This window comes from Gibbsiella dentisursi, from assembly GCF_039539505.1.
GTDB classification, from domain to species: Bacteria; Pseudomonadota; Gammaproteobacteria; order Enterobacterales; family Enterobacteriaceae; genus Gibbsiella; species Gibbsiella quercinecans.
The window spans coordinates 661,772-673,883 of sequence record NZ_BAABDG010000002.1 but is presented as its reverse complement, the minus strand read 5'-3'; the positions used below and the strand labels follow the sequence as shown (position 1 = coordinate 673,883).

At 56.7% G+C, this 12,112-nt stretch carries 11 protein-coding genes; 5 read left to right on the top strand and 6 right to left on the bottom strand.

Features of this window, described 5'->3' with window-relative positions:
- Positions 1-175 precede the first annotated feature (175 nt).
- Positions 176-1,288, bottom strand: a complete 1,113-nt coding sequence (gene apbC, locus ABFX35_RS03530; protein ID WP_346079182.1) for an iron-sulfur cluster carrier protein ApbC — start codon at positions 1,286-1,288, stop codon at positions 176-178.
- Positions 1,289-1,447: 159 nt separating this feature from the next.
- On the opposite strand from apbC, the gene metG reads away from it, so the two are divergent.
- A complete protein-coding gene (metG, locus tag ABFX35_RS03525) occupies positions 1,448-3,475 on the top strand; it encodes a methionine--tRNA ligase (RefSeq protein ID WP_279029690.1) in 2,028 nt (675 codons plus the stop codon).
- Between the two features lie 447 nt (positions 3,476-3,922).
- Here metG and ABFX35_RS03520 read toward each other — a convergent pair whose 3' ends face one another.
- Positions 3,923-4,309: an endonuclease domain-containing protein gene (locus tag ABFX35_RS03520; RefSeq protein ID WP_346079181.1), complete on the bottom strand. Its 387-nt coding sequence runs from the start codon at positions 4,307-4,309 to the stop codon at positions 3,923-3,925.
- Between the two features lie 242 nt (positions 4,310-4,551).
- On the opposite strand from ABFX35_RS03520, the gene ABFX35_RS03515 reads away from it, so the two are divergent.
- Positions 4,552-5,622 carry a sugar ABC transporter substrate-binding protein gene (locus tag ABFX35_RS03515; protein ID WP_346079179.1) on the top strand — a complete coding sequence of 357 codons (1,071 nt, stop codon included), beginning with the start codon at positions 4,552-4,554 and terminating at the stop codon, positions 5,620-5,622.
- Between the two features lie 141 nt (positions 5,623-5,763).
- Here ABFX35_RS03515 and ydfZ read toward each other — a convergent pair whose 3' ends face one another.
- The 4 genes from ydfZ to ABFX35_RS03495 all read right to left on the bottom strand — a co-directional run bounded on the left by ydfZ (position 5,764) and on the right by ABFX35_RS03495 (position 9,517).
- Positions 5,764-5,973: a putative selenium delivery protein YdfZ gene (gene ydfZ, locus ABFX35_RS03510; protein WP_121525995.1), complete on the bottom strand. Its 210-nt coding sequence runs from the start codon at positions 5,971-5,973 to the stop codon at positions 5,764-5,766.
- Between the two features lie 75 nt (positions 5,974-6,048).
- The gene (gene def, locus ABFX35_RS03505) at positions 6,049-6,573 is read right to left on the bottom strand and encodes a peptide deformylase (protein ID WP_346079177.1); all 525 of its coding nucleotides are present in this window, start codon (positions 6,571-6,573) and stop codon (positions 6,049-6,051) included.
- Positions 6,560-7,807, bottom strand: a complete 1,248-nt coding sequence (locus tag ABFX35_RS03500) for a DUF2075 domain-containing protein (protein ID WP_346079174.1) — start codon at positions 7,805-7,807, stop codon at positions 6,560-6,562. Before ABFX35_RS03500 ends, def begins: the two co-directional genes overlap by 14 nt.
- A gap of 531 nt (positions 7,808-8,338) precedes the next feature.
- The gene (locus ABFX35_RS03495) at positions 8,339-9,517 is read right to left on the bottom strand and encodes a 5-methyltetrahydropteroyltriglutamate--homocysteine S-methyltransferase (protein WP_346079172.1); all 1,179 of its coding nucleotides are present in this window, start codon (positions 9,515-9,517) and stop codon (positions 8,339-8,341) included.
- 253 nt (positions 9,518-9,770) lie between these two features.
- On the opposite strand from ABFX35_RS03495, the gene ABFX35_RS03490 reads away from it, so the two are divergent.
- The 3 genes from ABFX35_RS03490 to cdd all read left to right on the top strand — a co-directional run bounded on the left by ABFX35_RS03490 (position 9,771) and on the right by cdd (position 11,923).
- Entirely contained in the window at positions 9,771-10,181 is a 411-nt protein-coding gene (locus tag ABFX35_RS03490) for a CidA/LrgA family protein (protein ID WP_095845243.1), read from the top strand.
- Positions 10,178-10,873, top strand: coding sequence for a CidB/LrgB family autolysis modulator (locus tag ABFX35_RS03485; protein ID WP_121525999.1), 696 nt, complete (start codon positions 10,178-10,180; stop codon positions 10,871-10,873). The genes ABFX35_RS03490 and ABFX35_RS03485 overlap by 4 nt, the downstream gene beginning before the upstream one ends.
- A gap of 165 nt (positions 10,874-11,038) precedes the next feature.
- Positions 11,039-11,923 (top strand): cytidine deaminase, encoded by an 885-nt coding sequence (gene cdd / locus ABFX35_RS03480; protein ID WP_346079170.1) that lies wholly within the window; start codon positions 11,039-11,041, stop codon positions 11,921-11,923.
- The last annotated feature ends 189 nt before the right edge of the window (positions 11,924-12,112 follow it).

Genomic DNA, 12,112 nt, shown 5'->3' with positions numbered 1-12,112 from the left:
CCTATCCCCCCACACCCAAGCCGCATCGTACGCCCCCTCTCCCTCGGGGAGAGGGACGGGGTGAGGGAACAGGCCGAACACAATTGCCAGCCAGCACTGCCTATCCCCCACACCCATGCCGCATCGTACGCCCCCTCTCCCTTGGGGAGAGGGCCGGGGTGAGGGAACAGACCAATCACAGCGCGCGGAAAGAAATCTCGGTGGGGATCGCCTCGCCCTGCCAGTACAACTGCGCGGCCACATTGCCGGCCAGTTGGCGATACATCTGCGCAAACTCACTGTCTGGGCGGCTGATCACCGTCGGCTGCCCGCGATCCAAATCTTCCCGCAGTGAAATATGCAGCGGCATCTGGCCCAGCAGGCGGCTATGGTATTTCTGCACCAGCTTCTCGGCGCCGCCAGTGCCGAATACCGGCTCATGGTGGCCGCACTGGCTGCAGATATGCATACTCATGTTTTCCACCACCCCCAGCACGGGCACCTGCACTTTCTCAAACATCACGATGCCTTTGGCCGCGTCGAGCAGTGCGATATCCTGCGGCGTGGTCACGACCAGCGCCCCGGTAACCGGAATGTTCTGCGACAGCGTCAGTTGAATATCCCCGGTGCCCGGCGGCATGTCCACCACCAGGTAATCCAGATCTGGCCACAGCGTATCCTGCAAGAGTTGCAGCAGCGCCTTGCTGGCCATAGGGCCGCGCCACACCATCGCGTTATCGTCGGTCACCAGATAGCCAATCGAATTGGTCGCCAGGCCATGGGCCATGATCGGCGCCATATGCTGGCCGTCCGGCGATGTTGGGCGTTCATTCTCGGTACCCAGCATGTTCGGGATCGACGGGCCATAAATATCGGCATCCAGGATCCCCACCCTGGCCCCTTCCGCCGCCAGCGCCAGCGCCAGGTTCACCGCGGTGCTGGATTTGCCCACTCCGCCCTTGCCGGAGCTGACAGCAATAATATTGCGCACGCCTTTAATGCCGGGCTGGTTATTCGCTCGTTTCAGGGTGGCGATATCGTGCCTCAGCTTCCAGTCCACCGCTTTTGCGCCAGTCACCCGCAGCAGCTCGGCGCTGGTTTGGTCTTGTAATGCCGCAAACCCGCTTTGCCAGGCAAACGGCATCAGCAGTTCGATATACAGCACATCGTCCAGCAGCGCACAGTGGTGCATGGCCTTCAGCGTCGCCAGGTTATTTTTCAACGTCGGGTGCTCGAAAGCGGCCAGTACACTGGCCACCCGGGCATGCAGATCTTCAGGGTTGGTTTGCTCGGGGGATTTAGCGTTCATCCCGGCTCCTTGGTTTTAAACACATAGCTTCCTGCTTAGCATATCAGAACTGCAAGGGGGCTGGCGCACCCAGCCGGAAAGAAACCGCCCTAGCCGCGAGGGGCGCGATCGGTTAACATCAAAGCCCCTTTTATCATTACAGAAAAGCAAGTTATCACTATGGCTCAAGTCGCGAAAAAAATATTGGTGACGTGCGCACTACCGTACGCAAATGGTTCCATCCATCTCGGCCACATGCTCGAGCACATCCAGGCGGACATTTGGGTTCGTTACCAACGAATGCGCGGCCACGAGGTTTATTTCATCTGTGCGGATGACGCGCACGGTACGCCAATCATGCTCAAAGCGCAGCAACTGGGCATCAAGCCTGAAGACATGATTGCGGAAATGAGCCGGGAGCACCAACAGGATTTCGCCGGTTTTGGCATCAGCTATGATAACTATCATTCGACCCATAGCGATGAAAACCGCGAACTGTCGAGCCTGATTTACGGCCGCCTGAAAGAAAACGGCTTTATCAAGAACCGTACCATTTCCCAGCTTTACGATCCGGAAAAGGGTATGTTCCTGCCCGATCGTTTCGTTAAAGGCACCTGCCCAAGATGCAAGGCGGCGGATCAATACGGCGATAACTGCGAAGTGTGCGGCGCCACCTACAGCCCAACCGAGCTGATCGATCCTAAATCAGCGGTTTCAGGCGCTACGCCAATCATGCGTGATTCCGAGCACTTCTTTTTCGATCTGCCCGCATTCAGTGAAATGCTGCAGGCCTGGACCCGTTCCGGCGCGCTGCAAGAGCAGGTGGCGAACAAAATGCAGGAGTGGTTTGAATCTGGCCTGCAACAGTGGGATATCTCCCGCGATGCGCCGTATTTTGGCTTCGAAATCCCCGACGCGCCGGGCAAATACTTCTACGTGTGGCTGGATGCGCCGATCGGTTATATGGGCTCGTTCAAAAACCTGTGCGATAAACGCGGCAATCTGGACTTCGATGAATTCTGGCGCAAAGACTCCACCGCCGATCTGTATCACTTCATCGGCAAGGATATCGTTTACTTCCATAGCCTGTTCTGGCCGGCGATGCTGGAAGGCAGCAACTTCCGCAAGCCGACCAACCTGTTTGTGCACGGCTATGTGACCGTGAACGGCGCCAAGATGTCGAAATCACGCGGCACCTTTATCAAGGCGAGCACCTATTTGCAGCATCTGGACGCCGACTGCCTGCGCTACTACTATGCGGCCAAGCTGTCCTCACGCATTGATGATATCGATCTGAACCTGGAAGATTTCGTCCAGCGTGTAAACACCGATATCGTGAATAAGGTGGTTAACCTGGCTTCCCGCAACGCCGGCTTTATCAACAAGCGTTTTGGCGGCAAGCTGGCGGATAAACTGGCCGATCCTGCGCTGTACCAAACCTTTGTCGATGCGGCGGAAAGCATTGCCGAAGCCTATGCTAGCCGTGAATCCGGCCGCGCTATCCGTGAGATCATGGCGCTGGCTGACGTTGCTAACCGCTACGTCGACGAACAGGCGCCGTGGGTGGTGGCGAAGCAGGAAGGCCGCGATGCCGATCTGCAGGCCATCTGCTCGATGGGGATCAACCTGTTCCGCGTTCTGATGGCCTACCTGAAACCGGTGCTGCCTTCGCTGAGCGAACGTGCGGAAGCGTTCCTGAATAGCGAACTGAGCTGGGATAGCATCCAGCAGCCACTGCTGGGCCACCAGGTGAATGCGTTTAAGGCGCTGTTCAACCGTATCGATCTCGACAAAGTGAATGACATGGTTAACGCATCCAAAGAGGACATGAGCACCGCCAAGCCGGTGACTGGCCCGCTGGCGGATGATCCTATCCAGGAGACCATTACCTTTGACGATTTTGCCAAGGTGGATATGCGCATTGCGCTGATCAAAAGCGCCGATTTCGTGGAAGGCTCCAGCAAACTGCTGAAGCTACAGTTGGATTTAGGCGGTGAAACGCGCCAGATTTTCTCTGGTATTCGCTCTGCCTACCCGGACCCGAAATTGCTCGAAGGCCGCCTGACGATCATGGTCGCTAACCTGGCGCCGCGCAAAATGCGTTTCGGCGTGTCTGAAGGGATGGTGATGGCCGCTGGCCCCGGTGGGAAAGATATCTTCCTGCTGAGCCCAGACAGCGGCGCGCAACCAGGGATGCAGGTTAAGTAACTCCCCCTCACCCTAACCCTCTCCCGCCGGGAGAGGGGATCTTCCGTGCCAATTTTTCTGCATCGCTCCCCGTCTACCCAGGCCTATCCCGGCGCCCCCTCTCCCTTGGGGAGAGGGCCGGGGTGAGGGTTCGTCCGCGCCAACTTTTCTGCATCGCTCCCCGTCTACCCATGCCTATCCCGGCGCCCCCTCTCCCTCTGGGAGAGGGCCGGGGTGAGGGTACGTCCGTGCCAATTTTTCTGCATCGCTCCCCGTCTACCCAGGCCTATCCCGGCGCCCCCTCTCCCTTGGGGAGAGGGCCGGGGTGAGGGTTCGTCCATGCCAACTTTTCTGCATCGGTTCCCAACTACCCAGGCCTATCCCATCGCCCCCTCTCCCTCTGGGAGAGGGTCGGGGTGAGGGTTCATCCATGCCAACCTTCCTGCACCGCTCCCCGTCTACCCATGCCTATCCCGGCGCCCCTTCTCCCTCTGGGAGAGGGCCGGGGTGAGGGGGTTCTTCGCACAAATGCTGCAAAATAACGGCTTGAACCCCACTCCAGTTATCAAACACCTCATTATTCCAAAATCGCAGCACCTTAAACCCATGCTGCTCGAGATAACGCGTACGCCGCGCGTCATAAGCGGCCTGTTCCATATGTTGCCCGCCATCCAGCTCAACAACCAGCTTTCTCTCCAGACAAACAAAATCAAGGATGTATGGCCCAATCGGCAACTGGCGGCGGAACTTGTAACCGCCCAAACGCCGATCGCGTAGCCCCAGCCAGGCGGTTTTTTCCGCTGGTGTCATCATAGCCCGTAGCCGCCGGGCGTTTTGCAGCACGCTTTTTTCCATCGCAAGGCCCCCTGCCTGCGACTATAAACAGCGAAAAATATGCCGGCATCCGCCTTTTGCCCACTTTGCGTAACGCGCCAAAAACTTGCGGGCAACATCCTGAAAAAAATTCATCAAAAAAATAATTCATTATCGCAACTTATCTGGTTATGATGCTGCAAACACAACAAATAGACGTCCAGACAGAAAGACTTCTGTACGGATATTTAACCATCACAATTCCACCTGCTTATGGAGCAATAATGAAAAAGATAAAGACCTCATTGCTGGCGCTCAGTCTGCTGATTGCACTGCCATCGCTGGCGGCGGAAACCGTGCCGGCGCCGGTGCCTGCCGCTATCGCTAGCCACCAGGGGCCAATCCGCGTTGCCATCATTCGTAACCTGGGCTCTGATGACAACACTACCCAGTTCCTGGCCGGCGCCATTCAGCAAGGCCGCAAGCTGGGTTTTAAGATCGATACCTTCTTAAGCAATGGCGATGACGCCCGCTTCCAGGATTTCGTCAACCAGGCCATCAGCCAGAAATACGACGGCATTATTCTTTCACAGGGCCGTGCGCCTTATTCTACCGATCTGGTCAAACGTATTGCCGCCGCCGGCATTGCCGTTTCCGTCTTTGATACCGATGTCAGCGGCAGCGTGCCTGGCGCCACCGTCACCCAGCAGGACGATGCATCGCTGACCAATGAATCCTTCGGCCAGTTGGTGAAGGATTTCAATGGCAAAGCCAATATCGTCAAGCTGTGGGTGGCCGGTTTCCCGCCGATGGAGCGCCGCCAGGCGGCTTATCAGCAGTTGCTGAAACAAAACCCGGGCATCCATGAGCTGGAATCTATCGGGGCCGTATCTTCCGACGTGCAGGGCGATACCGCCAACAAGGTCGGCGCGATCCTGGCTAAATATCCAAAGGGTAAGATTGACGCGATTTGGGGTACCTGGGATGCATTTTCTCAGGGCGCATATAAGGCGTTAAAAGAGAACGGCCGTACGGAAATCAAACTCTACAGCATTGATATTTCTAATCAGGATCTGCAACTGATGCGCGAAGCTGGCAGCCCGTGGAAAGTCAGCGTGGCGGTCGATCCCAAACTGATTGGCGCGATCAACCTGCGCCTGGTGGCGAACAAGATTGCTGGCGAACCCACGCCGGCCACCTATGAATTTAAAGCTGCCACCATCCCACAGGCATTACTGTTGAGCCAGCCGGGGCCGGTCAACGTCGCCGGGCTGGCGAAAATTATCCCGGGCTGGGGCGCCAGCGATGATTTCATTCAGCCTTGGTTCGCCACGTTAGCGGCGCAAAAACACTAGGTTGCAACCAGCAGCCGTGCGGGGCAGCGCCACATTCGGTAACACGTTTTTAGCGTCAAGCGCCTTGGTTAAGGCGAGTGGGAAGCACGGTAGGGAAAGTACATTAAGGCCAACACGGAGGTTGGCCTTTACGCGGGATTATCAATGCAAAGTGCCAAGGCCCATCAGGTTTTCAGGCTTGAAGAGCCCGTTAATGCCTTTCAGTTCAACGCAATTTGCGCGGCGGGCCTGATCTTGCTCCATTCCGTTTTGATGAATTGAAGCGATAACCCCAACTTTACCGGTTTCGCTGTCCATAACCTTGCAGCCTGGGGCAATCCGGTTTCTGTACCTATCATACACAGTTATCATTTATGACCTCCTACTCGTCAACAACAACAATAACCGCATAAATGATAGGCCTACAAAACTCCGGATTCAAGCGGCCTAGATCGTGCGCGGGGTCGTTTTTCGCCGCAACTTGGCCAGCTGCGTTTTGATGCGGTTACGCTTCAGTTCGGAGAGGCCATCGACCAGCAGGTGCCCATCCAGATGATCGATCTCATGCTGCAGGCAAACGGCAAAGGCGCCGCTGGCTTCAATCTGTTGCGGCTCGCCGGCCAGATCGGTAAATGCCACCGTCACCTGCCTGGCCCGCTCAGCAGGCAATGGGTGGCCGGGAATGGAAGAACACAGCTCCAGATGCGCCGTTTTCTCCGCTGAAACACTGACGATCTGCGGGTTGATTAACGCCAGCCGCTGGCGCTGCCCGGCATCATCCATGATGTCGATCGCCACAATGCGCAGCGGGATCCCCAGTTGGATAGCCGCCAGGCCAGAATCTTTGGTGGCATCGATCACGGCAAACATCTCGTCCACCACCGCCTTCACACGATCGTCGATAGCCTCGACCGGCCGGGAAACGCCAGCCATACGCTTATCGTCGATCCACAGCACTTCAGTTGCAGACATGATTATCTCCTTTGGTCACTGCCGCACTTTGCAAAGCCAGCAGTTTATTACGTAACCCAGCGTCATGGGCATAGATATACAGCCCGTTGATCGCTCGGGTCATCAACACGTTAATGGCATTGAGCATAATGCGCCGCTGCAGGCTGCCGGCCTCGGCAACCTGCGCTTTGCCCTGAAAAGCCGCGCTGTCTTCATAACGGCTGGGATCCAGCACAATTTCCTGCTGGCGAGCATCCCAGGATACGGAAGGCCCGAGGATCAGCCCGACATAGTTAAGATCAAACCCCTGCACGGTATATACCGATCCCACTTCATCAATGGTGTCTGGCCGTTCCGCCCAGGGCAAGCGTTCATTCGGCTTTGAGCGATCCCAGCGCAGCCGGAATGCCCCTTCCTCGATAAAATAGTCCTGGCCGTCCAGCCGGTAAGGGTAATCATAGGTAGAGAGCATCCGCGACAGCCCCACCGTGCGGTTTTTCTGCCGGATGGCATCATACATCGCCTGGGCATCGGCAAAGATTTTTATCTCAAAAGTCTGGTGCTCGTGCCCGGCGCTGGGCAGCGGCAATAGGTGGCACTGGCAAAAATGGTCGATCCAGGCCTGCACCGCACTACCGGCCTGCATCCTGAACTGGTGCCGCAAGGCGTAGCTTTCATGGGGCCAGCGGCCAACGACCTGCGCCAAATCATCCCCCCGCCACAGGCTTTTGAATTTCAGCACCTGTTTTTCATCAAACACCAGCACAATCAGTCGGGCCAGGCGGGCAATTTCAACCAGGTGGTTGTCTTGGTTGAAATGGTTGTAGCGATCGCTGCGCGTCAGCAACAGGTGGGCTTCGTCAACCAGCACTATGTCGGCCTGGCTGCCGCTTTTATCCATACGGTTGATAAAGGTTGTCGGCCGCTCATAGTCTTTTTTCCGCAGGTAAGGCACACCCTGCGCGGCATTTTTGTAGGCTTTGAGCATTTCCGGGTGGTTGACCAGCAGGTAGTTTTCCTGACCGGCAAACGGGCTGCCCGGCCGCTGGCGATTTTGCGCCTGGATATCGGCAAACAATGCGTTCAGGAAAACGCTTTTTCCGGTGCCGGCGTCGCCATGGATAACAAAAAGGGCGTGTTCGTCGTTCTGGTGATCAATGAGGAAGGCTTCAACGCGCTGTTTCAGCGCCAGTTGCTCAGCAGAGAGCGGCTTTTCCGGCGAGAGTTTGAAGCTAGCTTGATTAGTATTTGGCATTTCAGCAACGCGCTTTGTAAAAATGATGGCGGCACGGGCGTTTGAGCAACGCGGGTTACGCACTTAATGCCCTCACCCCGGCCCTCTCCCAAAGGGAGAGGGAGTATTCGTGCCCGGTAGCGGCAGCGGGTGCGCCCCCTCACCCCGGCCCTCTCCCAAAGGGAGAGCGAGTATTGGTGCCCAATAGCGGCAACGAATGCGCCCCTCACCCCGGCCCTCTCCCAAAGGGAGAGGGAGTGGTGCCCGGTGGCAGCAACGGGTGCGAACCCTCACCCCGGCCCTCTCCCAAAGGGAGAGGGAGTATTGGTGCCCGGTAGCGGCAGCGAGTGCGAACCCTCACCCCGGCCCTCTCCCAAAGGGAGAGGGAGTATTGGTGCCCGGTAGCGGCAGCGAGTGCGAACCCTCACCCCGGCCCTCTCCCACAGGGAGAGGGAGTATTCGTGCCCAGTAGTGGGAGAAGGGGCATGAACAAGGGCTCGGGCAATCCCCTCTCCCTATGGGAGAGGGTTAGGGTGAGGGAAAAGCGAGGAATTAGCCCCACACCTCATCAGCAACGGCTTTCACCAGGGCAATCTTCGCCCACTGCTGCTCTTCGGTCAGCACGTTGCCCTCTTCCGTTGAAGCAAAACCGCACTGGGTGCTCAGGCACAGGCGCTCCAGCGGAACGTACTGCGTCGCTTCTTTGATGCGCGCAATAACCGCCTGTTTGTCTTCCAGCTCACCGAGCTTGGAAGAAATCAGCCCCAGCACCACTTGTTTATTCGGTGATACCTTCGCCAGCGGCGAGAAATCCCCGGCGCGTTCAGTATCAAACTCCAGGTAGTAAGCAGCCACGTTCTCACGAGCGAACAATACGTCAGCCACCGGCTGGTAGCCGCCGCTGGCAGCCCAGGAAGAGTGGTAGTTGCCGCGGCAAACGTGGGTGGTCAGCACCAAATCGGCCGGCGCCCCTTCAATGGCCGCATTATTCACCTTCAGGTACAGCTCGGCCAAAGCCTGGGCTTTGGTTGGCTCGGCAGGTTCCCCGCCACAGCAGCTGCAACCGCTTTCGGTCGATTTTGGCGTATCCGCCGCGCCGCCGCCGGCAAACTTCGGATCCACCAGCATACCCCAGGTGCAGTCATCCAACTGCAGGTTGCGGCAACCGGCTGCATACAGCTCTTTAATAAAGGTGCGATAGGCCTTGGCGATATCGGCAACCAGTTCGTCTTCCGTCGGGTAGACGGCAAGCGTCAGCGCTTTGTTATCCGGGCGCTGCAGTTCCGCCAGAAACTGCGCCGGGGAAGGCACGGTCAGGCGCGGAGTAATGCCCGCTTCAGCGAACTGCAGCAAAAATTTGAAGTGTTCGATAAACAAATGGTTTTCACCGGAAATTTTCCCGGTCAGGCGCGCGGTTTCCGGGCGGGTTTCTTTATCGGCGAACACATATCCCTTAGAGATGGATGCCTTTTCAACCCCGTTCAGCGCCCACATAAAGTCCAGGTGCCACCAGCTCCGGCGGAACTCGCCATCGGTGATCACCTGCAACCCTGCGGCCTTCTGTTTAGCCACCAATTCGGTAATCGCCTGGTCTTCAACAGCCTGCAAATCTGCGGCAGAAATCTCCCCTTTGGCAAAGCGCGCTCGCGCGTCATGTAAGTATTGCGGGCGCAAATAGCTGCCGACCACATCAGCACGGAAAGGTGGGATATGGGTATATGCTTGTGTCATGTGTTGTTTCCTGTCTTATTTTAATTACTTATATTTAGGTGTTCATTTCTATCATGAAATAGCCGGTAAGGCATAAAAAAAATCCTATAAGTTCATCGCCCCTGGCGACGTTTGCGCCAGAAACGGCTACCGTTATTCACTACGCCAACCAGTAAAAGTGGAATGGTTACCATAGACAGAATTCATCGGCCGTTTGTGGCACAGCTCACACTTTAATTGTATGATGAATGCGTCAGTTAAAGGGGAAAACGTCATGGGCAACATGTATACACAAGGCTGGAGATACCTGCGATCGTTCGGCCTGATCTATCTTTGTTTATTTGCCGGCAATGCCATTTCGGCGCTATTGCCAATCGTCATCCCCGGCAGCATTATCGGCATGCTCATTCTGTTTGCCCTGCTCGCTTCACAGATTGTGCGTTCAAGCCTGGCCAAACCGGGTTGCCATTTCTTTATTCGCTATATGGTGCTGCTGTTCGTGCCGATCGGCGTTGGCGTAATGAAATACTACGATCAGCTTATCGCCCACCTGGGGCCGTTAGTGGTCTCCTGCCTGGTCAGCACCCTAGTGGTGTTGCTGGTGGTGGGCTACAGTTCACACTACCTACACAGCCGGCACCCGCTCGCCAATAAAAAAGTCGAAAGCGCGAGGGAACAGAAATGATCCAGAATATCTGGTGGTCGCTGCCATTAACGCTGATTGTGTTCTATGCCGCCCGGCAGTTGGCGATCAAGCTGCATATGCCATTGCTCAACCCGTTGTTGGTGTCCATGGCGTTGATTATTCCGTTCCTGCTGCTGACCGGCATTTCTTACGAAAGCTATTTTCAGGGCAGTAAAATCCTAAACGATCTGCTGCAGCCGGCCGTGGTGGCGCTGGCCTTCCCGCTGTATGAACAACTGCATCAGATCCGCGCGCGCTGGAAATCCATCATCACCATCTGTTTTATCGGCAGCATGGCCGCGATGATCAGCGGTGGGGCCATCGCGCTGTGGCTGGGGGCGACGCCGGAAATCGCCGCCTCTATCGTGCCTAAATCCGTCACCACACCCATCGCCATGGCGGTGGCGGACTCTATCGGCGGCATCCCCGCCATCAGCGCGGTGTGCGTGATTTTTGTCGGTATCCTCGGCGCCGTGTTCGGCCACCCGTTGCTCAACCTGCTGCACATTAACACCAAATCCGCCCGCGGCCTGGCGATGGGCAGCGCCTCGCACGCATTGGGAACGGCGCGCTGCGTGGAAATGGATTTCCAGGAAGGGGCGTTCAGCTCGCTGGCGCTGGTCATTTGCGGCATCATTACCTCGCTGACCGCACCGATCCTGTTTCCGATCATGTTGCATCTGTTCAGCTAACGCCCGGCAGGCCGCCAGCCAGAATTGGCGGCCTGGTAAATTTTGCGTTAAATCTCATTCGCTTCCTTTCCGTTACATTAATTTCATAGATAAAGAGATATTTGTCACACATTATTATGCAAAGGTTACCTAGAATGATATCCCGTTTCTGAGGAGAGAGTTTCTATGCATACGCGTTTTCATACTGCTTTCCGCGATTTGCCTGCCACCCTGCAGGCGGCCCTGCAACCCTATCTTGATACTGAAAACTTCCAGGGCGTGCTGAGCGCAAAGCAAGCGGAAGCCATCAAGCAGCACTGCGGGCTGGATGATAACGCTTTGGCCTTCGCCCTGTTGCCGTTGGCCGCCGCCTGCGCGCTGCCGGCCATCTCAAACTTCCATGTGGGCGCCATCGCCCGCGGCACAAGCGGCAATCTCTATTTCGGCAGCAATATGGAGTTCAACGGCGCGCCGCTGCAGCAAACGGTACACGCCGAACAAAGTGCGGTCACTCATGCCTGGCTGCGCGGTGAAAGCGGGCTGGCCGCCATCACCGTTAATTACACCCCTTGCGGGCACTGCCGCCAATTTATGAATGAACTCAACAGCGGCCTGGCGCTGGAAATTCATCTCCCGAACCGCGAGCCGGCCACGCTGGGGGATTATCTGCCTGATGCTTTCGGGCCGAAAGACTTGGCGATCGATTCGTTGTTGATGGATAACGTTGACCACGGTTTCCAACTGCAACTGGACGATGAGCTGGCGAAAGCGGCGTTGGCCGCGGCCAACCAGAGCCATGCGCCATACAGCAACGCCCACAGCGGCGTTGCGCTGGAAGCGCAAGACGGCCAGGTGTTCACCGGCCGCTATGCGGAAAACGCCGCCTTCAACCCAAGCCTGCCGCCGTTGCAGGCCGCGCTGGTTCTGATGAACATGGCTGGCGCCGACTGCCAGCAAATCAGCCGCGCGGTGTTGGCCGAACCGCAAAACGCGCCGTTCAGCCAATGGGCCGCCACGCGCGCCACGCTGGAAGCGCTGGGCTGCCTGGATATTCAACGCGTGGCCTTTTGAATTACCGGCGCTGCAAGCACCAGCAGCGCCCTATTTTTGCGCTAACTGCCGGTATTCGTTAAATAATGTGTCGATCAATAGCAAATACCTGCCCTTTTCCCCCATAATCTGATAACAATTGCTGTACATATTTCCCTTATCTTTTAGGATCTATCACGATATACCCGATAAATATCAAGGTGCGGGAAG

Excerpts from the sequence above, each read along its gene's own strand:
- apbC (WP_346079182.1), bottom strand. The coding sequence starts at position 1,288 with ATGAACGCTAAATCCCCCGAGCAAACCAACCCTGAAGATCTGCATGCC.
- metG (WP_279029690.1), top strand. The coding sequence starts at position 1,448 with ATGGCTCAAGTCGCGAAAAAAATATTGGTGACGTGCGCACTACCGTAC.
- ABFX35_RS03520 (WP_346079181.1), bottom strand. The coding sequence starts at position 4,309 with ATGGAAAAAAGCGTGCTGCAAAACGCCCGGCGGCTACGGGCTATGATG.
- ABFX35_RS03515 (WP_346079179.1), top strand. The coding sequence starts at position 4,552 with ATGAAAAAGATAAAGACCTCATTGCTGGCGCTCAGTCTGCTGATTGCA.
- ydfZ (WP_121525995.1), bottom strand. The coding sequence starts at position 5,973 with ATGATAACTGTGTATGATAGGTACAGAAACCGGATTGCCCCAGGCTGC.
- def (WP_346079177.1), bottom strand. The coding sequence starts at position 6,573 with ATGTCTGCAACTGAAGTGCTGTGGATCGACGATAAGCGTATGGCTGGC.
- ABFX35_RS03500 (WP_346079174.1), bottom strand. The coding sequence starts at position 7,807 with ATGCCAAATACTAATCAAGCTAGCTTCAAACTCTCGCCGGAAAAGCCG.
- ABFX35_RS03495 (WP_346079172.1), bottom strand. The coding sequence starts at position 9,517 with ATGACACAAGCATATACCCATATCCCACCTTTCCGTGCTGATGTGGTC.
- ABFX35_RS03490 (WP_095845243.1), top strand. The coding sequence starts at position 9,771 with ATGGGCAACATGTATACACAAGGCTGGAGATACCTGCGATCGTTCGGC.
- ABFX35_RS03485 (WP_121525999.1), top strand. The coding sequence starts at position 10,178 with ATGATCCAGAATATCTGGTGGTCGCTGCCATTAACGCTGATTGTGTTC.
- cdd (WP_346079170.1), top strand. The coding sequence starts at position 11,039 with ATGCATACGCGTTTTCATACTGCTTTCCGCGATTTGCCTGCCACCCTG.